Source organism: Cellvibrio sp. ATLC23, from assembly GCF_057196725.1.
Map to the genome: position 1 here is coordinate 628,287 of NZ_JBXUOS010000001.1, position 24,468 is coordinate 652,754.

The 24,468-nt window shown below is 45.5% G+C and carries 25 protein-coding genes; 19 read left to right on the forward strand and 6 right to left on the reverse strand.

The window, feature by feature from the left end:
• Window positions 1–66: 66 nt before the first annotated feature.
• From AC2CG4_RS02550 to AC2CG4_RS02565, 4 genes are all read right to left on the reverse strand, one after another.
• Window positions 67–924 (reverse strand): HlyC/CorC family transporter, encoded by an 858-nt coding sequence (locus tag AC2CG4_RS02550; protein WP_484484759.1) that lies wholly within the window; start codon window positions 922–924, stop codon window positions 67–69.
• A gap of 21 nt (window positions 925–945) precedes the next feature.
• Entirely contained in the window at window positions 946–1,413 is a 468-nt protein-coding gene (ybeY, locus tag AC2CG4_RS02555; RefSeq protein ID WP_484484760.1) for an rRNA maturation RNase YbeY, read from the reverse strand.
• A 2-nt stretch (window positions 1,414–1,415) separates the two neighbouring features.
• Window positions 1,416–2,471, reverse strand: coding sequence for a PhoH family protein (locus tag AC2CG4_RS02560; protein ID WP_484484761.1), 1,056 nt, complete (start codon window positions 2,469–2,471; stop codon window positions 1,416–1,418).
• A gap of 215 nt (window positions 2,472–2,686) precedes the next feature.
• Complete coding sequence (locus AC2CG4_RS02565; protein ID WP_484484762.1) at window positions 2,687–3,358, reverse strand: BON domain-containing protein; 672 nt, start codon at window positions 3,356–3,358, stop codon at window positions 2,687–2,689.
• A 535-nt stretch (window positions 3,359–3,893) separates the two neighbouring features.
• On the opposite strand from AC2CG4_RS02565, the gene AC2CG4_RS02570 reads away from it, so the two are divergent.
• From AC2CG4_RS02570 to AC2CG4_RS02610, 9 genes are all read left to right on the forward strand, one after another.
• Window positions 3,894–4,055 carry a DUF1328 domain-containing protein gene (locus tag AC2CG4_RS02570; RefSeq protein WP_484484763.1) on the forward strand — a complete coding sequence of 54 codons (162 nt, stop codon included), beginning with the start codon at window positions 3,894–3,896 and terminating at the stop codon, window positions 4,053–4,055.
• A gap of 53 nt (window positions 4,056–4,108) precedes the next feature.
• Entirely contained in the window at window positions 4,109–4,402 is a 294-nt protein-coding gene (locus AC2CG4_RS02575) for a hypothetical protein (protein WP_484484764.1), read from the forward strand.
• A 9-nt stretch (window positions 4,403–4,411) separates the two neighbouring features.
• Window positions 4,412–4,888 (forward strand): hypothetical protein, encoded by a 477-nt coding sequence (locus tag AC2CG4_RS02580; protein WP_484484765.1) that lies wholly within the window; start codon window positions 4,412–4,414, stop codon window positions 4,886–4,888.
• A gap of 336 nt (window positions 4,889–5,224) precedes the next feature.
• The gene (locus tag AC2CG4_RS02585) at window positions 5,225–6,547 is read left to right on the forward strand and encodes a sigma-54-dependent transcriptional regulator (RefSeq protein ID WP_484484766.1); all 1,323 of its coding nucleotides are present in this window, start codon (window positions 5,225–5,227) and stop codon (window positions 6,545–6,547) included.
• 24 nt (window positions 6,548–6,571) lie between these two features.
• Window positions 6,572–6,787, forward strand: a complete 216-nt coding sequence (locus AC2CG4_RS02590; protein ID WP_484484767.1) for a histidine kinase dimerization/phospho-acceptor domain-containing protein — start codon at window positions 6,572–6,574, stop codon at window positions 6,785–6,787.
• Between the two features lie 30 nt (window positions 6,788–6,817).
• Window positions 6,818–8,314 carry a sensor histidine kinase gene (locus AC2CG4_RS02595; protein ID WP_484484768.1) on the forward strand — a complete coding sequence of 499 codons (1,497 nt, stop codon included), beginning with the start codon at window positions 6,818–6,820 and terminating at the stop codon, window positions 8,312–8,314.
• A gap of 52 nt (window positions 8,315–8,366) precedes the next feature.
• A complete protein-coding gene (locus AC2CG4_RS02600; RefSeq protein ID WP_484484769.1) occupies window positions 8,367–8,810 on the forward strand; it encodes a response regulator in 444 nt (147 codons plus the stop codon).
• 36 nt (window positions 8,811–8,846) lie between these two features.
• Entirely contained in the window at window positions 8,847–10,781 is a 1,935-nt protein-coding gene (locus AC2CG4_RS02605; protein WP_484484770.1) for a response regulator, read from the forward strand.
• A gap of 197 nt (window positions 10,782–10,978) precedes the next feature.
• Complete coding sequence (locus tag AC2CG4_RS02610) at window positions 10,979–11,185, forward strand: hypothetical protein (protein ID WP_484484771.1); 207 nt, start codon at window positions 10,979–10,981, stop codon at window positions 11,183–11,185.
• Between the two features lie 110 nt (window positions 11,186–11,295).
• On the opposite strand, the gene miaB is transcribed toward AC2CG4_RS02610, so the two are convergent.
• Window positions 11,296–12,669, reverse strand: coding sequence for a tRNA (N6-isopentenyl adenosine(37)-C2)-methylthiotransferase MiaB (gene miaB / locus AC2CG4_RS02615; RefSeq protein ID WP_484484772.1), 1,374 nt, complete (start codon window positions 12,667–12,669; stop codon window positions 11,296–11,298).
• A gap of 236 nt (window positions 12,670–12,905) precedes the next feature.
• Between miaB and AC2CG4_RS02620 the strand changes: the two genes are divergently transcribed.
• Window positions 12,906–13,235, forward strand: coding sequence for a DUF6172 family protein (locus AC2CG4_RS02620; RefSeq protein WP_484484773.1), 330 nt, complete (start codon window positions 12,906–12,908; stop codon window positions 13,233–13,235).
• A gap of 119 nt (window positions 13,236–13,354) precedes the next feature.
• Here AC2CG4_RS02620 and AC2CG4_RS02625 read toward each other — a convergent pair whose 3' ends face one another.
• On the reverse strand, window positions 13,355–14,749 hold the full coding sequence (locus tag AC2CG4_RS02625; RefSeq protein ID WP_484484774.1) for a DEAD/DEAH box helicase: 1,395 nt from the start codon (window positions 14,747–14,749) through the stop codon (window positions 13,355–13,357).
• A gap of 298 nt (window positions 14,750–15,047) precedes the next feature.
• Between AC2CG4_RS02625 and AC2CG4_RS02630 the strand changes: the two genes are divergently transcribed.
• The 9 genes from AC2CG4_RS02630 to AC2CG4_RS02670 all read left to right on the forward strand — a co-directional run bounded on the left by AC2CG4_RS02630 (window position 15,048) and on the right by AC2CG4_RS02670 (window position 24,409).
• The gene (locus AC2CG4_RS02630) at window positions 15,048–15,383 is read left to right on the forward strand and encodes a DUF1820 family protein (protein WP_484484775.1); all 336 of its coding nucleotides are present in this window, start codon (window positions 15,048–15,050) and stop codon (window positions 15,381–15,383) included.
• A gap of 365 nt (window positions 15,384–15,748) precedes the next feature.
• A complete protein-coding gene (locus AC2CG4_RS02635; RefSeq protein WP_484484776.1) occupies window positions 15,749–16,942 on the forward strand; it encodes a polysaccharide lyase family 7 protein in 1,194 nt (397 codons plus the stop codon).
• Between the two features lie 130 nt (window positions 16,943–17,072).
• Window positions 17,073–18,536 (forward strand): FGGY family carbohydrate kinase, encoded by a 1,464-nt coding sequence (locus AC2CG4_RS02640; protein ID WP_484484777.1) that lies wholly within the window; start codon window positions 17,073–17,075, stop codon window positions 18,534–18,536.
• A gap of 62 nt (window positions 18,537–18,598) precedes the next feature.
• Window positions 18,599–19,009 (forward strand): hypothetical protein, encoded by a 411-nt coding sequence (locus AC2CG4_RS02645; protein WP_484484778.1) that lies wholly within the window; start codon window positions 18,599–18,601, stop codon window positions 19,007–19,009.
• Between the two features lie 307 nt (window positions 19,010–19,316).
• On the forward strand, window positions 19,317–19,853 hold the full coding sequence (locus AC2CG4_RS02650; protein WP_484484779.1) for a pyridoxamine 5'-phosphate oxidase family protein: 537 nt from the start codon (window positions 19,317–19,319) through the stop codon (window positions 19,851–19,853).
• A gap of 314 nt (window positions 19,854–20,167) precedes the next feature.
• Window positions 20,168–20,722, forward strand: coding sequence for a transposase (locus tag AC2CG4_RS02655; protein ID WP_484484780.1), 555 nt, complete (start codon window positions 20,168–20,170; stop codon window positions 20,720–20,722).
• A 205-nt stretch (window positions 20,723–20,927) separates the two neighbouring features.
• Window positions 20,928–22,214 carry a cation:proton antiporter gene (locus tag AC2CG4_RS02660; protein WP_484484781.1) on the forward strand — a complete coding sequence of 429 codons (1,287 nt, stop codon included), beginning with the start codon at window positions 20,928–20,930 and terminating at the stop codon, window positions 22,212–22,214.
• Between the two features lie 86 nt (window positions 22,215–22,300).
• The gene (locus AC2CG4_RS02665) at window positions 22,301–23,101 is read left to right on the forward strand and encodes an EcsC family protein (RefSeq protein ID WP_484484782.1); all 801 of its coding nucleotides are present in this window, start codon (window positions 22,301–22,303) and stop codon (window positions 23,099–23,101) included.
• Between the two features lie 18 nt (window positions 23,102–23,119).
• Window positions 23,120–24,409 (forward strand): DUF2254 domain-containing protein, encoded by a 1,290-nt coding sequence (locus tag AC2CG4_RS02670; RefSeq protein WP_484484783.1) that lies wholly within the window; start codon window positions 23,120–23,122, stop codon window positions 24,407–24,409.
• The last annotated feature ends 59 nt before the right edge of the window (window positions 24,410–24,468 follow it).

Consider the following 24,468-nt stretch of genomic DNA (forward strand, 5'->3'; position numbering starts at 1 on the left):
GTTATCTGTCTGGTTAAAAAAATCCCGCCGGTTGGCGGGATTGTTGTTGATATCACTTTAGTTAACTTAGTCGTTAAGCACTGTCAGTCGCAACAAGTGAATTTGGCGATTATCAGCGTAGAGTACGCGGAATTGCATATTGTCCATTTGCACAACTTCATTGCGTTTTGGTAGGTGACCAAATTCTTGCATCAGTATGCCGCCAATGGTGTCGAAGTCTTCATCGCTGAATTCTTTATTGAAGAAATCGTTGAAATCTTCGATGGGGGTCAAGGCTTTAATGATGTAATCATTTTCACTGACGCGTTTGATAAAGTCGGTTGCTTCTTCTTGTTCGTCTGTTTCATCTTCAATTTCGCCGACAATTTCTTCCAGAATATCTTCAATGGTGAGCAGTCCGGTAATGCCACCATACTCATCCATTACTAGAGCCATGTGGTAGCGATTTTCGCGAAACTCGCGTAGCAGTACGTTGACGCGTTTGCTTTCGGGAATGATGGTGGCGGGGCGCAGAATGGTTTCAAGATTAAAATTATCTGTGCCTTTTAATGCGAGAGGTAACAGATCTTTAGCGAGCAGTATGCCTTTTATATCGTCAATATTTTCGCCGATAACCGGAAAGCGTGAATGACCCGATTCGATAAGTTGCGGCAAATATTCTTGAGGCGTGTCGTCGAGGCGGATTGCAACTATGTGTGAGCGCGGTACCATAATTTCGCGCGCTTGCAGCGAGGACACATCCAGTGCGCCCTCGATAATGCTCAGTGCTTCCTGATCCAGCAATTGGTTATCAGCGGCATCTTTAATAATTTCCAGCAGTTCATCGCGGGATTTAGGCTCCGCACTGAATGCATGGAGCAATTTATCCAGCCATGATCGTTCGTGTTTTTCAGTAGTGATGCTACTCGGATGGTCGTCCGACATGATGTAATTTCCCAAGGTTTTTTATTCTTCAGTGATGTCTTGATAGGGGGCAGGATACCCCAAACCGGTGATGATTTGGGTTTCCAGTGACTCCATTTCTTCAGCTTCGCCATCATCGATATGATCGAAGCCAATCAAGTGCAGGGTACCGTGCACCAGCATATGTGCCCAGTGGGCGGCTAAGGCCTTGTTCTGCTCTTGAGCTTCGCGCTCTACAACCGGAGCACACACCACTAGGTCACCTAGCAATGGAGTGCCGACTTCCTCAGGGATGTCGGCAGGGAAGGAGAGCACATTAGTAGGATAATCTCTGCCACGATACTGCGAATTTAGTTCCTGCCCTTCTTCTTCATCGACGATATAAATACTGACTTCAGTATTTTCAAGATCTTGACTTTGCAGGGCTGCTCCGATCCAGCGTTCAATATCGCTCAGGTCGGGAATTAACTGGCTTTGGCTGTTGCTTTCAATATCGATTTGATGAGCCATTTTTAGTCTTGCTTTGGCTGCTGTTGATCAAATGCTTCGTAGGCCTCTACGATGCGTTGCACTATAGGGTGGCGTACCACATCTTTAGAGGTAAAGTTAGTGAAGCTGATGCCATTGACCTTATCAAGCACTTCCATCGCATGCCGAAGGCCAGAGGCCATACCGCGGGGCAAATCGATTTGTGTTGGGTCGCCCGTGATGACTGCCGTGGTACCAAAACCAATTCGGGTCAGGAACATTTTCATTTGTTCACGCGTTGTGTTTTGGCTTTCATCAAGAATGACGAAGGAGTTGTTCAATGTGCGCCCGCGCATAAATGCGAGAGGAGCTACTTCAATCACGCCACGTTCCATGAGTTTGCCAACGGTATCAAAACCGAGCATCTCAAATAGCGCGTCGTAAAGTGGGCGCAGATAAGGATCAACCTTCTGCGCAAGATCACCGGGCAGGAAGCCTAGTTTTTCACCGGCTTCAACTGCAGGGCGTACCAACAAGATGCGTTCTATTTCATTTTTTAGCAGTGCTTCAACGGCGCAGGCAACGGCGAGGTAAGTTTTGCCGGTACCCGCTGGCCCAATACCAAAGTTAATGTCGTGTTTTTGTACAGAGCGTACATAGCGCTGTTGGTTTAAGCCGCGCGGTTTAATGGTGCACTTTTTGGTGCGAATCAGAGTGATTCCCTGATCGCTGCTGTCTTCAGTGGATGAGGAGTTGGCTTGAGTTTCAACGGATGTTGACTCAGCGTTATCGAGTTCTTGCATAAGTTGTTCAATACCTGAAGTTTGCAGTGCTAGGTGCACTTCATCGGGAGTGAGCTCGTTGTGCTCAGTGTGCTTATAGAGGTTGCGTAACAGTTCGGCAGCGGCGCGCGTGGCATTGGCGGAGCCGATCAGCTCAAACTCTGTACCACGATTGCGGATTTCAATCTCAAGGCGCTCTTCAATCTGGCGCAGGTGCTGACCAAGTAAGCCATTAAGGCTGGCAAGGCGACGACTATCGCCTGGTTCTAGGCTGAGTTGGTGAGTAATAGGTTCAGGGCTAATGACGTGAGTGTTCAAAGCGGATATGAGTCTCGTACAGCTTCAGTTAAGGTAAGACTAAACCATTCAAGTGGCGGGATAAAGAATAAATTACACTTGAGGTGAGGTCGGGTGGGTGGGGTACTGCGCCAATGGACGATTAAGTCTTTGAATTTAAAGAGTTTAGTAAGCTAAATGAGACTGCGGGGTTGCCCCCCCGCAGTGGCTACCGAACTCTGCTTGTCTCGCTCCTCTTAGGACTTAACCTGCAGGTTGTTAATAACACCTTTCACGCCATCATGTTTTGCTGCGATTGCTTGAGCCAGTGCTTTCTCTTCTGCGGATGTAACCTTGCCAGTTAGAGTGACCTTATTGTTCAAGGTGTCTACATTTATATCAAGACCTTTCACATTCTTAGAGGCCAGTAACTCAGTTTTGATGGCGGCAGTTGTCGTAACATCGTCTACATATTGTGAAAAATTGCGGCTTTTGGAGGGCGCGGATTCGGCAACTTTTGTTGATTTGGCATTTACCGTGATTTTGTTATCCACCGAATCAATGCCTTCGACGCCTAAAGCAATATTTTCCGCAAGCTCTTTTTCAATATCTGAACTTACCTCTCCTTCCAGGGTTGCGATGTCATTGTCGACGCGAATATCGATTTCAAATGGATTCAAATACCTGTTAAGGATCAAGGCCGTTTCCAGCTTGCTTTCAATCCACCCATCTTTAAATGCCGACTTACTGTCTTTCCAAGTTTGTTTGCTGTCCTGTTTAAAGTCCGCCCAGAATTCAGCGGCCGTCTTTTTGTCCGTATAACCACTATTTGTATTGGTGGCACTGTTATCTGCAGCTGCCGACAGTGAGGTGATTAAAGCGATGGTGCCAACGGACATAATAGTCGAATTCAATAGTGAACTTTTCATGGTGTGCTCCTTTGAATAACTTTCGCAATAGAACAAATTGTTGAATTGATGCGTTCAGAGTGAAGCGCATAATTAGCTCACTGCTTTTTTTGTGCCAAAAGTAAAATTTTGTAGCTAAGTTACTGCTGTTATTGGAATTGCTATAAAAATAGGTATGGCCATCCATTACTTTTTTTAATAGAGCCAATATTTTCTTTGAAAGGTTTACATTGAAATGTAATTTTTCTATACGTTCTATTGTGTGGCTGAAAAGTTGTTGAGAGGTTTTTATTTTCGGACTTTAATTTTGATTAAGCCGGTCATATTTATCTTAATAGCTGGGAGGCAGAGGGGCGGAGGCTTAATAATGCTTCTTGTAAAGTTTTCCAATTAGTGCAAGTTTTGCAAAAAATAATGCAATTGTAGTGGTTGATGAAGGCGTCAATCGCTGTGAATGACGTCAACAGCGCGTTATCGTACTTTTTGGTTATGTTTGGCACGCTACTTGAAGGTAATGCATTGAAGGTTAATTTATGAGTCTTAAAAGGAGAGAATTATGCTTTATTATGCGTTAGTCTTTTTTATTGTTGCAATCATTGCCGGCCTTTTAGGGTTCGGCGGCATTGCAGGTGCAGCTTCGGGAATCGCACAAATTTTATTCTTTGTTTTCCTTGTGCTATTTGTTCTTTCTTTAATTTTCGGTAGGCGTCGCCTTTAGTTTTTTTATATCACTGAGGTAATTTTTTTAACAACACAAAAGAGGTAATATCCATGGCTACTCAAACATCTGTTAAAAATGCGGTCGATGAAAAATTAAATGATATCACTATGGCAGAGGCCATCTCGCAATTTAAAGAGGCGACTTCAAGTATTTACGATGCTGTCGGCTCTATTGGTAGTGCGACGGCCGCTAATGCCAAAGTTCGCCTTAATGAGGGCAAGGCTCGAGCAGTCGAATTGGAAGAGAAGGCAGAGGAGGTAGTAAAGGCGAGACCGCTGGTTACTGTCGGCGTTGCTTTTGCTGCTGGCTGGTTGGTCTCGCATTTATTACAACGCCGCCATTAAGGCTGAGTCATGAATAACCATGACCCTAATGAAATTCCTCTTGGGGCGCAAGTGCCCCAAGAGGAAGGCTCAAATCAAAATGCTCAGCCGCAATGGGTCGATGATTTGGAGCAAACCCTAATATTGGGTAAACAGTTTAGTAAGTTTGCAGTCGATTTGATGGATCTTGCTGGTGCAGAAATGTTGCTGGCAGTTAAAAGTTTTCCAAAGTTGATCATGTTGTGGCTGCTAATGATGCCGATTATTCTGTTGAGTTGGTGCGCGTTTTCAGGATTAATCGCGTGGCTTGTGTTTGCTTTGAGTGCGCATACTGGTTTAAGTCTGTTTGCCGTATTTCTATTGCAAATTCTATTATTAATTTCATGCCGTTGGCTATTTTTTCAATATCGTAAACGTATGACATTACCTTATACTCGCAATCAAATTGCTAGTTTTGTGCGGAGCATAAATAATGAGTTTAATGACAGAAATTCAACAGAAAAATGAATGTTTAGCGATGCAGAGGTCTACGTTACTGCAGCAGTGTAATCGCAGTGCAAAAAAATCCAAGTCAGGTACTTTTCTAGTGGCGTTTATATTGGCTCCGTTTGCGCTTGGTGCAGTCGCTCCCTTTTTTCTTGTGCGGCAGGGAGCTATGATGCGAGCGTTACGCACACTATTGCTGCCCTCCATAATGCCATTCCTCCTTCCTCAGGTTGCAAGTCGTAATTAAGTGTAAAAGGTGATTTTCATTGTCAGGTTATTAATTGGTGCTGATTTTTAATATCCTGCTGATGCTAGAATGAGCTTGGATGCTGACTGGCTAATGAGAGGAGTTTAATCGTGGCTGACGTTTTATTGGTTGACGATGACAAGGGTTTTTTGGAAGCAACTGTACAATTGTTGCAGCTCTTAGGGCACAGTGTAACTGCAGCGGATAGCGTTGTAGCAGCACGTAAATTGATGTCTAATCATCAATTTACACATGTGATTTTGGATCTCATTCTACCCGATGGTAGCGGGCTACATCTACTGGAAGATATACCGGAAAATAGCAAAACAAAAATTACGTTGATTACCGGACACCCCTCTATTAAGTCGATTGTAAAAAATCTTTATGGTTCAAATATTGGCTACCTTATTAAGCCGATTGATCTGCAGCAGCTCGAAGCTCTTTTCGACGAGAAAATAGCTTTTTCCTCTCGCAATCCATCAGGCGAACTGCATTTCAACTATTTGGTGGGTGAGTCTGCACCTATGCAGCATTTATATGAAATGATTGCGCGTGTGGCCACAACAAACGCAAATGTTATGTTGCTGGGGGAAAGTGGTGTAGGTAAAGAGATGGTGGCTGCAGCAATTCACTACGCAAGTAATGTGGATGGTGATTTTGTTGCCACCAATTGCGGTGCATTTTCGCGTGAGCTTATTGGTAGTGAATTATTTGGGCATGAGAAGGGAGCATTTACTGGTGCTGTACAGCGTAAAATTGGGGTGTTCGAACAGGCCAGTAAAGGTACATTATTCTTAGATGAAGTAACTGAAATGCCGGTCGATCTTCAGCCAAATTTATTGCGCGCATTGGAGTCGAAAAAAATTACTCGTGTTGGCGCAATCAATACAGTGGATATTGATTGCCGTGTGATTTCGGCAACCAATCGTGCGGAACAGGATATAGCCCAGCAGGGCTGCCTACGAGAAGATTTGTATTTCCGTCTGGCCGTTTTTCCAATTCATATTCCTCCATTGCGGTCTCGTAAAGAAGATATTCCTTTGCTAGTGAGATATTTTTTGGCGAATTTTAATCGTGAATATGATGGTGAAATAGGCGTTAGTGATGAATCGCTGCGGCGCTTAATAGATTACGATTGGCCGGGAAATGTACGGGAGCTGCGTCATGCTATTCATCGCGCCTATATTATGGCTGATAAGGATAAAAAACTATTAGTTCTACCTGAAAAGCTCACATCCCCTTTCTCTAAAGTACAGGCTCATGCGGCTGCAGGTATTCGAGTCGGGAAAACGGTTGAGGAAGTGGAACGTGAGCTTATTGAGTCGACGCTGGAACATTTTGATGGTGATAAAAAACAAGCGGCAGATATTTTAGGCATTAGTCTAAAGACGCTTTATAACCGTTTAAATACATATGGTGAGGCAGGGCTTTAATGATAATGGGAACAGGTGCTGACGATGACAAAAAATCAATTTATACATGACTTGCGTAACCCACTTAATACTATCTCTATTAATGCTGAGTTGGGAAAATTAACCTTGGAGCGCACAGGAGATTTACGTAAAGCAATTAGTATCTTTGAAGTAATTTTGGCCGAATGTAAACGAGGGAGTCAGATATTGGATGATGCAAAAGATTCACATTTTCTTAATGGCATAGAGAATGACAAATAGCTGCCACAGCATATACCGGAAATTAAGAAAATGAATACAGGCACTCTTAGCAAGATTCCTCGCTCTATCTGGGTAATGGCGCTTATGGCCTCTATTACATTTTTTTCGGTCAGTGCGGTACTGGCATATCGTGCTATCGATGTAATCACTGCAAATAATGTCAGCATTAACAATACCTTGCAAACCATTAACTTGATCAAGGATCTGCATAGAGAGCTTGCCGCTGCAGAATCCAGTCAGCGAGGGTATTTGCTGACAAGGGATCCTGAATATTTGGGGCCTTATCATAAAACCCTGGGTTCTATTGATGAGTTGCTGCATAAGCTGAGTGAGTCATCTACTGAATTACCCGCGCAAAAAAAACGTTTTAAAAAACTTTATAGACATGTACGCGATAAAATTAATGAAATGCAACGAGTTGTGTTATTAACAGATCGAGACAAAATCCTCGCTGCTATACGGCAAATTAAGACGGATGAAGGAATTGAGCTGATGCGAGCGATCTCTCAATTGATCAAAGAAATGGAATACGAAGAGTTCGCATTGTTAGGGAAAAGTAAAGCGAGTGCTGCTAAAAATCGTGAATTTATTATTATCACTTTATTACTGGCGAACGGTATTGGCTTGGTCTTGTCATTAGGTGTATTTTTTCTTTGGTATCGCAATGCGTCTAAAGTGGCGCTGCTTAATGATGAGTTAGCAAAGGCCAACGCTGAGTTAGAAGATAAGGTGAATGCGCGCACACAAGTATTATTGCAATATTCTGAGGAACTACAGCGCAGCAATCGCGAGCTCGAAGAGTTTGCTTTTGTAGCATCCCATGATTTACAGGAACCCCTGCGAAAAATTCGTGCCTTTGGTGATAGGCTACAGCAAAAATTCTCTGCAGAGCTAGGTGAAAGCGGGGCCGATTACGTGGCGCGGATGCAAGCCGCATCTGGGCGTATGTCGGTTTTGATTGATGACCTATTAAGCTTTTCGCGCGTGACTACCAAGCAGCGCCCCTTCGAAAAAATTGATTTGAATAAAATCATGCATGAGGTAATGGGCGATCTTGACTATGCAATAGAAGAGTCGGGAGCGCAGCTGCATATAGATCCTTTGCCAACACTGGATGCTGATGCTTCACAAATTGCCCAGGTATTTATGAATTTAATCTCCAATAGCTTGAAGTTCCATGCGCCGGGTGCGCGGCCAATTATTACTGTTAGCTGTGAGCATAATCTTACCTCACCTTTAACGGGTGACGAGCGTTTTTGGTGTTGTTTACGTTTTGCAGACCAAGGCATTGGTTTTGAGTCTCAATACGCCGAGCGTGTATTTAGTTTGTTTCAGCGCTTGCATGGCCGGGATGAGTATTCCGGTACAGGTATCGGGTTGGCTTTATGCAGAAAAATTGTTGAACGTCACGGCGGAACTATTGCAGCACAGAGTGCGCCGGGTGAGGGAGCGGTATTTATTATTCATCTCCCAATGACACAGGTTGCTATAGAGTCACTAGCTGATTTGTTAACGGATGAGCCGTAACACTCCGCATTCATCATAGATATTATTACTAAATACCGCAAAGGATGTAGATATGAATCTTCCCAAAAAGACTCTGGTAATTTTGATGGCCGATGACGATGCCGATGATCGGTTGTTGGCACAGGATGCGATGCATGAAAGTCGTGTGCTTAACGAGCTGCATTTTGTTGAGGATGGAGTTCAGCTGTTGCGTTATTTGCGCGGCGATGATGAGTTCAGTGATCGAACGCTTCATCCTATGCCGGGTTTAATTTTGCTTGATTTAAATATGCCCAAAATGGATGGCCGGGAAGCATTGGCAGAAATTAAATCTGACCCGCGATTGCGGCGTATTCCGGTAGTCATTTTAACTACCTCCAAAGCTGAGGAGGATATGTTTAAGGGCTACGATCTTGGCGCCGCTTCCTATATTACTAAACCTGTTACCTTTGATGCGCTCGTTGAGCTGATGCGAACCCTGGGAAAATATTGGGTTGAGTTTGTGGAGTTGCCCTGATGAGTAGCAAACCCTACAGGCGAGGTAGGCGGTAAAATGCAAAATGTAAAACTGTTAATTATCGATGACGATGAAGATGATTTTTTTCTCGTTAAAGATTTAATAGCAGAAATTAGTCAAACCTGTACGTTTGACTGGGCTCCTACCTATGAAGCAGGGCAGTTACTGCTGCGTGAAAATCGCCACGATCTTTGTTTGATGGATTATAAACTGGGTGCGCGCGACGGCATTGAATTGTTGACCTTTGCTAATGAAGTTGGATTCTCTGGCCCCATAATATTACTCACCGGAATGCACCAGATTGAGGTTGATCGGCAGGCATTGCGCGCAGGTGCCGTCGATTATTTGGTGAAGTCTCATCTTAGTGCTGAGCAATTAGCGCGTTCGATACGCTATGCATTGGCGCGGCGCGAAGTGGAGCGGGAGCGGGTCGAGCGTTTAAAGGCTGAGGCGGAGAATCGCTTAAAAAGTGAATTTCTAGCGCATTTAAGCCATGAGCTGCGCACGCCTTTATCTGCGATTCTAGGGTTTACCGAACTCTTATTAAATAAAAGTTCCGACACTGAGAATGCAGCACATTTGCGCATAATTCACCGCAACGGAAAACATTTGTTGGGTTTGCTCAACGATATTCTTGATCTCTCAAAAATTGAAGCTGGCAAGTTGGAGTTAGAGGCGCAATCCGTTTTACTATCCGCTTTTTTGACGGATATTTATTTTCTTATGCAGGGCGCAGCTATCGATAAAAATCTCAAGTTGCGAGTAGAAGCGCCTCAACCATTACCGGTGGCTATTTACACTGACCCCATGCGTTTGCGCCAGATCTTGCTCAATTTAATGGGCAATGCGATTAAGTTTACCCATGAGGGTGAGGTTCTGCTAAAAATCGATTGGTGTTATGAGAATGAAATAAAAAAATTGCGTTTTTGTATTAAAGACTCTGGCATAGGTATTTGCTCTGAAACGCTCGCAGTGATTTTTGAGCCTTTTGTGCAATCGAAAAATGCGCAAGTCCATCCGCGTGCAGGCACTGGTTTGGGATTGACTATAAGCAAACAATTGATTGAGCGCTTGGGTGGAAATATTCAGGTTGACAGCGAAGTAGGCAAGGGCAGTGAATTTAGTTTTACCTTGGATCCTGGGGCGATTGAAGGCGTTGAGACTGAAATTTTGCAATTAAATATGGATGTGGCACCAGATCATCAGATTGCAATTCCCAGATTTGGCGGAAGAGTGTTGGTAGTAGATGATTTACGAGACATTCGAATGTTGATTGGGCACTTTGTACAGTTAACCGGTGTTGAAGTGGTTTATGCTCGCGATGGCGCAGAAGCTGTGCGTATCGTGAGTGCTGATAATTTATTGGGCAAACATTTTGATTTGATATTGATGGATGTTCATATGCCCATTTTGGATGGGCATCAAGCAGCGCAACAATTACGCCGCGAAGGGTATTGCCAACCATTGGTCGCTTTGACTGCAGCCCATATGAAGGGTGATATGGATCATTGTTATGCCTCGGGGTTTACCGCGTATTTAGGTAAGCCTATCGATCAAATGCGCCTGTATAAATGCCTAGCCACTTATTTGCCTGTCCAACATATTCAACGTTCGGATGCAGGGCCTTTGCCAAAATCGATTTTGGTTGTAGAAGATGATGCAGACGCGCTGGTGGCGATGGAGGGATTATTAAGTTTAATAGGTTGGCAAGTGATAGGTGTGCAAAGTGCAGAAGCCGCATTGCAGGCGTTGCAGCAAAAAATCCCGCATGTTGCGTTACTGGACTTAAATTTGCCTGATATGAATGGCTATGCTTGCGCTGCAAAAATTCATCAACACTACCCATCAGTGCGTATTCTTGTTGCGAGCGGTGAGTCAGTTGATAATTTGCGTGCGGTAGAGGCGGGCATTTCAAACAGTTTGTTAAAACCTGTTTCGCTCGCACAATTGGAGGCGGCGCTAAATGCTTAACAAATCCTGCCGCAAATATCTGTATGTGTATTTGTATTTTTTGAATTTCTTTTTGTAAATATTGCAAATTATTAGCGTGTTTTCCTCTCTATAACTTCTGCTGCTGCGCTAACCCCTTGCCAACAGGGCATTTGGTGAAATTGGCACGCAATCCGCATTGGTATCCTTGCCACTACCACTAATGGATAGGAGTTTTTATGAATTTACTTCAACGTGTATTTATCATCGCTTTGTTGGTTGCGCCTTTGGCAGCATGTGATTCCAATGATGGAGCCGCAGAAAAGCTGGGCGAAAATGTCGACAAGGCGCTTGATAACACCCGCGATACATTGGATGACGCGGCCGACGAAGCTAAGGATGGTATTGAGGACGCTTGTGAAGAAGTGTCCGACGAGAATTGCTAGTTTTGCGCTATTGGATGGTTTAAAGCTACAGTCTCGGTAAATAAAAAATCCCCGTGTTGGTGCTGCCAACACGGGGATTTTTTTATTGGGAATATTTATTTGTAGAGTAGTTACTTTATCCAGTCCGCGTCCAGTTCAGAGCCCACCAGTGTGCCGCGCAAGGAGTTGGTCAGCGCTTCTTCGATCAATATGTCAGCGAACTTGCCAATCAAATCGGCGTTATCGCTGCGGAAATTGACCACACGGTTATTCTCGGTACGGCCACAGAGTTGGCCTGGGTCTTTTTTGGAATAACCGGTCACCAAAATGCGTTCAGTGTTACCCACCATGCGGCGGCTAATTGCCAGCGCTTGTTGAATCAAACGATCCTGCAAAATAGCGAGGCGATGTTTTTTCACTTCTTCCGGCGTGTCATCGGGAAAATCTGCCGCTGGTGTGCCTGGGCGTGCGCTGTAAATAAAACTGTAGGAAGTATCAAAATCCATATCCTGAATCAGTTTCATAGTCGCCTCAAAATCCGCATCGGTTTCACCGGGGAAACCGATAATAAAATCGGATGAGAAGCTGATGTTCGGGCGATTCTTTTTAATTTTGCGCAGCTTGGATTTGTACTCCAGCACCGTATGGCCGCGCTTCATTGCCATCAAGATGCGGTCTGAACCACTTTGTACCGGCAAGTGCAAATGGCTCACCAGTTCGGGAACCTGGTTGTACACTTCGATTAAGGCATCGCTAAATTCCACTGGGTGCGATGTGGTAAAGCGAATGCGATCAATGCCATCGATAGCGGCAACGTAAGTAATTAACTCCGCAAGATCAATTTGGGTTCCGTCGGCAGTATCGCCGCGATAGGCGTTGACATTTTGGCCGAGTAGATTCACTTCGCGCACACCTTGTTTGGCGAGGTGGATAATTTCAGTCATCACATCTGCAACCGGACGACTGACTTCTTCGCCGCGGGTATAGGGAACTACGCAGAAGGTACAGTATTTGGAGCAGCCCTCCATGATCGATACAAACGCACTTACGCCATCGGCATCGGGTTGCGGTAAACGGTCGAATTTTTCGATCTCAGGGAAACTGATATCGACCACCACCACGCCGTTATTCTTTTTGGTTTCCATCATTTCCGGCAGGCGATGCAGGGTTTGTGGGCCAAAAATTAAATCCACGTAAGGCGCACGTTTGGCAATGGCTTCACCTTCCTGACTTGCTACACAGCCGCCAACCCCAATCACTAATTCAGGGTTCTTTTTCTTGAGTTTTTTCCAGCGGCCGAGTTCATGGAACAGGCGCTCTTGTGCTTTTTCTCGGATTGAACAGGTATTGATGAGGATTACATCGGCGTCTTCCGGGTCTTCGGTCGGCACCATATTGTGCGACTCGCCCAACAAATCCTTCATGCGCGACGAATCGTACTCATTCATCTGGCAGCCGTGGGTTTTGATATAGAGCTTTTTAATGGGCGCTTCTGTGGTGGACATCGAACTACTACCTGCTTGGAATTACACTGACTGATGCGTGTTTCAACTAATCTGTTGATCGAAAAACGCGCAGAAAAAGAAGGCGCGCATTATAGCTATCTTATGGGGTAAAGCCTATAGAAAAGGCCGGCTATCCGGCAGATGCTTGCAGCGGCAACATCCTGCCCGTGTTAAACTGCGCGCCCGCTTACTGCCTGCATCTGGCTGCGGTCGAATTCATTTCTTATAGGTAAACCATGAAAAAGACGTTCAAACTCCATGTCGAAGGCAAAAACAATGACCGCGTATTGGAGGCCATCAAGCACGAAGTGCGCAAATACGTAAAACGCGAACGCCGCAAAACCCTGCCCAAGGGTGTTGATTACTGGGCATTTGATTGCAAATTTGGTGCGACCTCAGAAGTCGCTGAAGTTGTGCGTTTGAGCGAACTGACCAAAAAAATGGATGAAGTGGCGGTTGCCGGTGGCGATAGCTTTTACGTCGAGATTTTAGCCGCGCACGGTATTCGCAAGCCCCGCGAAGAAGGTGATCACAGTTTGGATGATGACGAAGACTTGGGCGAGTAAGCATTTGGCTAGTAAACATTTAGCCAGTCAACAATTGGCCAGTGATAAAAAGCCGCTTCCAGCAATCTGGAAGCGGCTTTTTTATTGCCCTGAATTTTGTTGCTCTGAGTTGTACAGAATTATTTCTTTTTCGGGCGAGTTGATCGGCCTAAGGTGCTGGCTGGGCGCGCATCTTTTGAACCGGCGCGTTTGGGTTTACTCGCCGGTTTGCTGCCGGTTGCGCCAGAGCCTTTGGCTGATTTAGGCGAGCCAGCTTTTGATGCGCCCGATTTGGCAAAGCCGGATTTTTTAGGGTCGCCCGCTCTGGATCTGCCGGAAGGCTTGCTCGCCAATTTCAATAAACCGCTTTTGGGTTTGCTCACCACTTTGACGACTTGTTCCGTCACTTCAAAACCGGCGATTTTTTCGCGTTTGATTTTGGTGCCTATAGCCTCTTCAATCAGCGATATTTTGTGCTCTTCCGCCGGTGTCACCAATGAAATCGCGACCCCTTTTTTACCAGCGCGACCAGTGCGGCCTACACGGTGCACATAGTCCTCGGTAAAGAACGGCAAGTCGAGGTTGACTACATAGTCCAAGCCCTGAATATCCAATCCGCGTGCGGCCACTTCGGTCGCCACCAGCACTTGCAGTTTGCTGTCTTTAAAATCTTGCAGCGCGCGTTTACGTGAGCCTTGGGTTTTTTCGCTGTGGATAACCGCGGCATCTACCTTGTCGTCTTTCAGCGCTTTGTACAGATTCTCTGCTTCTTCACGGGTACTGCTGAACACCATTACCTGATACCAGTTCTGCTCGCGTAATAAATGAATGAACAGCTCGTATTTGCGGTCGCTATCGACGGGATAGAGCACGTGGTCAACAGTTTCAGCGACTGAGTTGCGCTTGGAGATGGAAATCAGAGTAGGGCGATTCATCGCCTGTTTGCCCAGATTAGTCACCAGCGGCGAACTGGTCGCCGAGAAAAACATTGTTTGATGCTTGCGCACGATGCTGGTGAGGATCGCATGCATATCGGTCACAAAACCCATATCCATCATGCGGTCGGCTTCATCCAGTACGGCAAATTCCACTTTAGCGAGATTGATATTGCCCAGCTCGACATGCTCCATCAGTCGACCTGGCGTGGCGACCAAAATATCGACACCGGCGCGCAATTTACTGGCTTGGCCAGTCAGTTTGACGCCGCCATAGACGGTAGTGATTTTAAATTGGGTGAACTGTGCGAATTGCTGCATCGCCTCAGCGATTTGCTGCACCAGCTCGCGAGTGGGCGCGAGGATCAGCGTGCGCACAAAACCGGCTTCGCAGTGCTTGGGCTTTTCCAGCATTTGTTGCAATACCGGCAGGCTGTAGGCGGCGGTTTTCCCCGTGCCGGTCTGGGCGGTGGCGAGCAGGTCTATACCGCGGCGCGCAGCGGGAATCGCTTCCTGCTGGATGGGCGTCAGGGTTTTATAGCCAATCACTTTAATGGCATGGAGTAATTCTGGTGCGAGGCCGAGGGAGGCAAAGTTCATAGGGAATCGACTGGGGAATGTAAAAAATGGGCGCGCAGTATACCGGTTATCGGTGATGCAGTGGGTGCGGGAGGCTTATTCACTGCAAGATAGTGATGGTTTTATAAGCGAAACCAAATTTTCGAGTTGGTTTGTCGGCCTGAATGAGGGCTCATGATCCAATCGCCTGATGGGCCTGTATAAAAATCAGTCAATATGGGCGAGAATAGAGAAAACATGTGGTATCCTGCGCGCCCTTTACAAGGCCCTTCAGGCGCCTTACTCAAGCTGTTGATTGCGTTATTTTCAAGAGAGTTTTATGGCAGTTAAACCCGTTTACAAAGTGATATTCCTCAACCAAGGTCAGGTTTACGAAGTGTTTTGCTCGGCGATTTATCAAAGCGAAATGTATGGCTTCATTGAAATTGAAGAATTTGTGTTTGGTGAACGCAGCGGTTTATTGATAGATCCCGCCGAAGAAAAGCTCAAAACCGAGTTTGCCGGAGTAAAGCGCTCCTACATCCCGATGCATTCTATAGTGCGTATCGATGAAGTTGAAAAAGAAGGCCCCGCGAAGATTACCGAGGTCAAAGGTGGCGGCGATAAAATAGCCCAGTTTCCCTATGGCGGATTCATACCTAACCCCACTGAGTAAACCCCTTCCTCCAAGTTGACTCAGCCTGAGTCGCTGCTGCTAGTTCCGTCATTGTTACATGTCTATTTGATCCAGCCCTGTTGTTTAATCATCAGCGGCTGGTTTCGCTTTGTTTCGCATCTGATTTGTATCAATTGGTAATACATTATTTGTATATGGATCTATTTTTTATATATGACGGTATTTTTTGATTGGTATTACCAATTTGTCGCTTAATGCTATAGGTGGTTTGTTTTATTGCTTAAATTGGTTTGTAATAATATTTGTTATTTGTTCTCATTATTGAGTTGCCAATCATTAATTGGTAATGCCAAAAAGTAAGCATGGCTAATAACCCTAATAAATTTTCATGTAGAGAACTCATTATGAATATCACCAACTTTCTGCGCACTGCTGCGCGCCCGTTTTGTTATGCCGGTCTAATTAGTGGCCTGTTGTTTGGCGCTAACGCCATGGCACTGACCGTTACCTCCAGTGGTTCAGATGGCAATGTCGCTGCCAATACTATCGATAACAACCTCAATACTCGCTGGTCTGCCAACGGCATAGGTCAGTGGATTCAGTATGACTTGGGAAAAACCTACACAGTTGATGATCTGTCTATTGCGTTTTACAAGGGCACTGAACGCTACGCAACGATTGAGATTCAAGTATCTACCGATAAAAATTATTGGACGACTGTGTTTTACGGTGTGCAACCGTCAAAAACTAACAGCCAACAAAATTTTAATATCACCGATACCGCGGCGCGCTACGTAAAAATAATTGGTCACGGCAACACCTCCAACAATTGGATTAGCCTGACCGAGGTGGATATCAATACTCTGGGCGGCACCGTCAGTTCAGCCGCCAGTTCCAGTGTTAAATCGAGCAGCAGTTCCTCCAGTTCAAGTACGGCAACTGGTGGCAGTATTCCTGCGGCGATTTATTCCAACTTTGAAGCAGAGGGCAGCAGCCCTTATGTAAATGGCAGCTCCATGGTGTTCCAGGCATTGGTGGAAAAATTTGTAACGACTAACGGTAACGGTTGGCGCCATGAATTAAAACTGAAAAAAGATTTACGTCAGGGTATGACTAAAAACTACGAATACTTTAAAGCTGATGTAAAAATTGACTTATCAAAAGGTGGCAAGTTAATCGCATTGCAATATCACGCGGAAGATACAGGCACCATCGTAAAAGTATACGTATCCGATACTGATGAATCAGGTTTTATCAACAGCGTGGCAAAAGACGGCATCTTTGATGTGTATGTGCGCATGTTGCCGGCAAGTGGCGGTAGTGAAGAGAAGTATGCGTTGGGCACGATAAAAACTGGCGAAAGTTTCACCTTAACTTCTACCAATAACTACGGCAAAGTGACAGTATCTGCACTGGGTAAATCGAAAACCTTATCGGTATCAGATGGCGGCGCCTCTTACCTTAAATTTGGTAACTACCTGCAATCGCAAGATCCCGTAGGCAGCGTTAAGTGCTCTGATTTTGCCGCATGCTATAAAAAGTTCGGCATAACCACCGCTAAAGTGACTATGACCAACGTGTCTTACAACCGCAAATAAGTAAGCGCTTTACTGCTTATTTAAAATGTGTGTCCAAAACCGCTCTTGAAGGTAAAACCTCAAGAGCGGTTTTTTTATGTTTCTCGCACGCCTGCTACACTGCAAGCACTATTATCGTGTGAGCAGCATCATGAATAATTCTCTTTATCTCGCCATAGACCAAGGCGGCCAAAGCACTCGCGTTGCTATTTATACCTCCACTGGCGAACTCATCTGTGTTTTCTCTGCCGAGTGCGCAACAGCGCACCGGCAGACAGAGCACTCTGCTTACCCGTATATTGAACAAAACGGCGAAGAAATTCTCGCGGGTATTCGTGAGTGTTTGCAAAAAATTCAACAGTATTTGGGTGATGATTTAACACGCATCCAAGCTGCGAGTTTTGCGGGGCAGGGCTCATCACTGTTGTGTTGGGATAATCAAACCGGTGAAGCCTTAACGCCGGTGTTGAGCTGGCAAGATATTCGCGGCGAGCCTTATTTAAATAATATTCCGCTCACACACCTGCAAACCCAACAGCTCACCGGCCTGCGCTTATCGCCACACTACGGCGCCACGAAAATGCGTTGGTGTGTAGAGCAGGATAAAAATGTTGCACAAGCGCAACAAGATAATTGCCTCAGTATCGGCCCCATCGTCAGTTATATTTTTTGGCATTTGTTGCAGAGTAATGAGCATGACGATAAAAAATCCTTTGTCGATCCCGGTCACGCACAGCGAACCCTGTTATGGAATTTGCAACGCAATGAATGGGATCAATCGCTGTTGGATATTTTCAAAGTGCCGCGTAACGTATTGCCGCGTTGTGTTGCGCACAACAGCCACTTCGGCAATTTAATTATGGGTAATCACACCATCCCGTTTACCGCCAGCGCCCGCGATCAAGGCGCATCGCTATTTGCCCGCGGCCTGCCAGAGCGTCATAGCTGTTATATCAATATAGGTACGGGTGCTTTTATCCAGCGCGTGAGTGAAAACCTGAAAGCGCCCGAGGGTTTACTGGTCAGCCCTTTGTGGTTGCCAGAAAATCCGTTAGAGAAAAAATATTACGCATGGGAGGCAACTGTAAATGGCGCCGCCGCGGCGATCAGTTATATCCAACAGCAAACCGGTTTGGATATCACACCGCAAGCAATAAATGAGGCACTTGCATTAAACCCCAACAAAGATTGCTATTTTTTAAATGCCGTCGGTGGTTTAAGCGCGCCGTATTGGCGAACCGATTTACAATCACAATTCAGCAGCGGCTTATCCCCGCAAGAAAAAATTCTCGCGTGGATCGAATCCGTCATTTTTCAAATTGTGATTAACGTGCAGTTGATGAATCAATTAGGCTGCGCGCAAAAAATAATTATCAGCGGCGGTTTCAGCAAAGCCGATAAAGTCTGCCAAAAAATCGCCGACCTAACCCAAGCCAACATCCACCGCAGCGACAACGCCGACGCCACTGTCCAAGGCGCTGCCTGCATGGCTGCTGGATTACCGTCGAGTTGGCACCCAGCCTTGCAGGAAGATGTATTTACCCCACAGCCCAACCCAGCGCTGTTGCAGCGCTTTGCCAAATGGCAATCAGCGATGCAACAGTGGCTGACGTAGGGGCGTCGCTTGCTGCGCCGCTACATTTCTATTCTGGTATGGCAGTTAGAGTGGAATGAGTCTTGAAAAATATTAATCTTATTGCTTTTGTTCTATTGCTCTTCTGTAACTCGGCATTTTCGTGTAGCTGTTATTTTCCTGATGAGCATATGGAAGAGAGTGATGCAGCAGCTACATATGTGTTTATCGCTAAGCCTGCGGGAAAAAACGGCTTTTTAAACTTTTCCAATAACCGCTTTAAATTCAAAGAAATCAGCTTCCTAAAAGGTGAACCAAACGAAAAGATTAAAGTTTGGAGCGAAAAAATGTTTTTAGGTTGCGGTCAATTCTTTAATGAGAAACAAGAGTATGTGGTTTTTGCCTATATGGAAAATGAGAAGCTATTTACTAGCCGCTGTTCCTCATGGGTTGCTTCTACATATCCAAAATCAACTGAAACCGTAATAGACTTTTATAAAAGAAAAAATCAATAATTCTAACAAGCGACTGTGGTAATAGATCGGCAGGTTCGGCATTAAAATCATCCGTCACTCTTGCTGGGTATGCTGCCGCCAAGTTCCGCAATTTGGCCGAGAGCCAATATTCTAAAAATCTAAAGCGGTCACGCAACCGCTCTTAAAACCATCCGGTTTTTCTCCCATAAAACGCCCCCTTCGACACACCAATCCATAATGCCTAGGTTGTTTACCGCACAGTCCATTAATCAAATTTGCTATAGGGTGATAAACACAGGTTGCATTAGTAACAGTCACTTTTTAACGCTATTTGAGCGAGGTCATTATGAATTCGATTAATGAAAGCCAAACTGAACATAATCATGAAAATTTAAGAGGTGCAGCAGCGGTCGAAAAAATTAGAGAGCTGGTGGATAAAGCCGAGAGCTGCTTTTTTAGCACATCTATTGCCGTTTCTGGATCTTGTGGTACGCGCCCTATGGGTGTGCAAAAAGTTGATGATGAAGGGAATCTGTGGTTTTTGAGCGCCTGTGATAGCCACAAAGATCAAGAAATTGCAATTCAGCCTGAGGTTACTTTATATTTTCAAGGCTCTGGGCATTCTGATTTTCTGGCGATAAAGGGCACCGCCAGTGCCTCACGCGATGAAGAAAAAATCAAAGAATTTTGGCAGCCCCTGTTCAAAACATGGTTTACCGAGGGTGAGGATGACCCGCGTATAACGGTCGTGAAAGTAACACCAACGGAAGGCTATTATTGGGATACCAAGCATGGCTTTGCAGTAGCAGGGATTAAAATGGTTGTTGGTGCGTTAACGGGTAAAACAATGGATGACTCAATCGAGGGTAAGGTGAAGCTTTAATCATCTCTAATCCGAAATTTACGAATAACCATTAAGTGACTGCATGAATAAATTGTAGGGGCGCTGCTTGCTGCGCCCAGTCTTTTTATCTTGTTTGTGTGATTTGGTATTTTGGTGCGGCAAGGAAACGGGCGCAGCAAGCAGCGCCCCTACGTTGTTGATATGCGTTTATGGCTTGCTGCGCCCAGTCTTTTATCTTTTTGTGTAATTTGGTAATTTGGTGTGGCAAGGAAACGGGCGCAGCAAGCAGCGCCCCTACAATTTGATATTTGGGGGGCGGTAAGTTGTACGCCAGTAATTCAAAGGAATGAGATATGAAATACCATCCGGATGTACATCATCGTCGTTCAATTCGCCTTAAAAATTATGACTACTCGCAATCGGGGGCTTATTTCATCACGCTCTGCATACAAAACCGTGAATGTTTATTGGGTGAAATTATCGATAGGAAAGTGCAATTATCACCTGCTGGTGAAAATGTGTTTTTGCAATGGATTAATTTGTCGCAACGTTTTTCTGGTTTGGAATTGGATGAATTTGTCGTCATGCCGAATCATTTTCACGGGATTATTTCGATCAACCCCGTAGGGGCGCCGCTTGCTGCGCCCTGTTTTGTATCAAATGAGATGGGCGAGGTATTGGGCGCGGCAAGCAACGCCCCTACGGTGGGGAAAATATTGCGGGCGTTTAAATCTATTTCTGCCATAGAGGGGAATAGGTTATTGAATCGACGTAGCCAACCTTTTTGGCAGCGTAATTTTTGGGAGCGTGTTATTCGCAATGAAAAAGAATTAATGATGCTGCGCCAATATATTTTGAATAATCCGGCGCAATGGGAACTGGACTCCTTATTTGAGAGCAATACCTAGGAGTGTTGCCTGCTGCATTCCTAGCGGTTCCTAAACTTTTCTATCAATACTGCTGAAATTATCGGCAACCACATTTTGCAGGTGGCTATTCTCTATTTTCCTAAAAGATCGCTTGCGTACATTTGTTGGAGGTGAATTCGTGCAAAATAGGTGCTCAATATATCCAAACTTGATTGAATAACGAGTACCTTTGGGAAATGTACCTATGGAAACCGGCACCTGGTTTTTACTGATTGGCGTGCTCATGCTTGGGCGTGGTTTAACCTCTACGCTGCTCGCTCGATCCCCTTTTAGTTCATCCATTGTTTACCTCGTCGTCGGGCTGATTGCCGGGCCGATGGTGTTCAAATTGTTTTACTTTAGTCCGATAAAAGAAGCCGCTCTGTTGGAAATACTGACGGAAGTCGCGGTGTTGATTTCGCTTTTTTCAGCGGGTATCAAAATGCCGGTGCCGGTCACGATGAAGCGATGGGTCAGGCCTGTGTTACTTGCTTGGGTCGCGATGGCGCTTACCGTGGGTATGGTGGCGCTATTTGCGTATTATTTTTTGGGTTTTTCGTTGGGCCTGGCAGTGTTGTTAGGAGCGATATTGGCGCCCACAGATCCGGTATTAGCGACTGATGTGCAATCGCGCCACCCGGGCGATAAAGATCGCTTACGCTTTAATCTTACCTGTGAGGCAGGCATGAACGACGGGACGGCGTTTCCGTTTGTGATGCTGGGTTTGGGGCTTCTGGGATTGCACGACTTAGGCGAGGCAGGGTGGAAATGGATAACGCTGGATGTGTTGTGGGCGACTTCGGCCGCTATCGCCATCGGTATTCTGGGTGGGATGTTGGTAGCCCGCATCGGATTCAAGCTGCGTGGCAGCGAATATAAACATGAAATTCTCGATGATCTGGCCGGTTTAGGGTTGATCGCAGCGGTATACGGCATCAGTTTGATGGTTGATGCATGGGGTTTTCTGACGGTCTTTTTTGCTGGTGTGGCATTGCGCCAAACCGAATTGAAATTATCTGAATGTTACTCACGTGAGAATGAAGCCGCGAAACTAAATGCCACTCCTCAACCCGAGGAGGCAGATGATATTGAACCACCAATTATCAGTGTGGAGTCATTAATTTTTGGTGCACATCTTGAACGCCTATCAGAAATGTTGTTGGTGTTTTTACTGGGGGGGATGCTGGCGTTTCAGTTTTGGAATTGGCAAACCATCGGGCTGGCGCTGTTTTTGTTTTTAGTGGCGCGTCCGTTGAGTGTGTTTTTAACGCTAACTAACACCAGTACCAGCTGGAAATTGCGCGGCATGATCGGATGGTTTGGTGTGCGCGGCATAGGTTCAATCTATTATTTGATGTATGCCATTCAACACGGATTAGATCGGCCACAAGCGGAACAGTTAATTCAATTTGTTCTTGTCGTCGTCACCCTTTCAATTATTGTGCACGGCACGAGTGTAAAACCCCTCATGGAAAAATTTTGGCGTAGATAGCGCGCTAGTACCAAGTGGATTCTAGTTGCAGTGTAAAGTTTAATCCTGACGATAATATTAATTTCCAAATATCGGGCGCGGAGAAAATGACGCATTCATATTTTTCAGAACAAGACAGAAAAGAATTGCAAGTCGCTAAAAATTTATTGGAAATCCCGGGTGTCGCTGCCAAGGTGACTAATTTCATCGGCACACCGATCGAGAAAGGTTTGGCGTTATTGCCCGATAGTTGGAATAAAAATATTGGCCAGGTCACTCAAGCGGCGTTACTCAAAGCGTCGCAGGCTGCAATTTTTACCATGAAAGATATTCCCGGCGAGGAGTCATCGAATTTGTGGCACAAACTGGGCGTGGCGGTGAGTGGCGGGGTAGGCGGCTTTTTTGGTATTGCCGCTATATCGATTGAATTACCTGTATCTACTTCAATTATGCTGCGCTCAATTGCGGATATTGCCAGAAGTGAAGGTGAATCCGTTTCGGTAATGGAAACAAAACTGGCCTGTTTGGAAGTGTTTGCACTTGGCGGTAACAGCAAATCTGACGATGGAGCCGAGAGTGGATATTATGCGGTGCGTGCGACACTTGCCCAATCTATCGCCGCGGCCTCAGAATTTATCGCAAGTAATAAATTAGCCGATGAAGGCGCGCCATTGTTGCTTAAGTTTATCGCCATGGTGGCCAAACGGTTTGGTGTGCAGGTGACCGAAAAGGCAGCTGCGCAAGCGATTCCTGCTATCGGCGCTGCCGGTGGTGCAATTATTAACACTATTTTTATCGATCACTTTCAGGATATGGCTCGCGGGCATTTTATCGTGCGCAAACTGGAGCGAAAACACGGTAAAGAATTGGTAGAGCGTTTGTATCGTGAACTTCCAATGCTTGACTAAAAAGGAACGATAAAGTTAATGAATGACTATTTTAGATTTTTATTGCGCCGCATAAGCGAAATGCTGTGGGTAAAGCCATTGGCGATTTGTATTATCTCTATTGCTGTAGCCTTTCTTACCAAAATGGCAGATCAAATGCCCATACTTGAATTGGCTCCTAAAGTGAAAGCGGAGACTATAGAAACACTCTTATCGATTATTTCGGCAAGTATGTTGGTCATCGCGGTATTTGCTGTGGGTTCAATGCTGTCTGCCTATCAATCGGCGAGCAACGCGGCTACTCCGCGCTCGTTCACGCTAGTGCTTGCAGACGATGTTTCGCAAAATGCCTTGTCCACTTTTATTGGCGCATTTATTTTCAGTATCGTGGCACAAATAGCACTGATGAATGGCTATTACGGAGATGCTGGCCGGTTTGCACTTTTTGTGATTACGATTTTTGTATTCGCCTTGGTGATTTTCGGTTTTATTCGCTGGGTTGATCGCATTGCAAAGTTGGGCCGGTTAAGCACTATTATTGAAAAGGTTGAATTGGCAACAGAACAATCTCTGTGCCGGCGCTTAGCGCAGCCGTTTATGCGCGGCGTAAAAGCGAAGGGGCGTACCGATGGCTTGCCGGTGTACGGCGCGGATATTGGTTATATTCAGCGAATAGATATTGCTGCGCTTCAATCCGTTGCTGAAAAAGAAAATATGCAAATCGAAGTGGCATCACTACCGGGCAAATTTGCTACGCCGGATATGCCGTTGATGTATGTTCGATTTGCATCGACTTCTGGCCACGCTGCGGTTGACCAAATAAACACAATGCACGACAAACTCACCGATGCCTTTGTGATTGGAAAAAACAGAACATTTGACGATGACCCGCGTTTTGGGTTGATTGTGTTATCGGAAATAGCCAGCAGAGCATTGTCGCCCGCCGTAAATGATCCAGGCACGGCGATAGGCATTATTGGATCATTGGTGCGCTTGCTAGCGCCCTGCGTGAGCACTCAGCTGGAGAAAAAAGAATCTCCTGATGTTCAGTATGATCGTGTTGCAGTTCCTGAGGTGTGTTTGGAGGATATGTTTGATGATGCCTTCAATCCCATTGCCCGCGACGGTGCCGCGATGATTGAGGTGATTATTCGCCTGCAAAAAGCCCTGCATACGTTGGCTTCGCTTGGTGATGAAAACATGCAAAAAACAGCCATGGTTCATGCCCGACTGGTCTTCGCCTTTGCCGAAAAATCCTTACCTATCGCATCCGAGCTGGATAAGCTAAACAATGTTTCATCATTTCTAAAAACCCCAATAGATAAATAAAGTTTGCTTAGGTAACGTTTTAGCGTCGAACATTTTTACAGCTCTGATCTATACTTCCC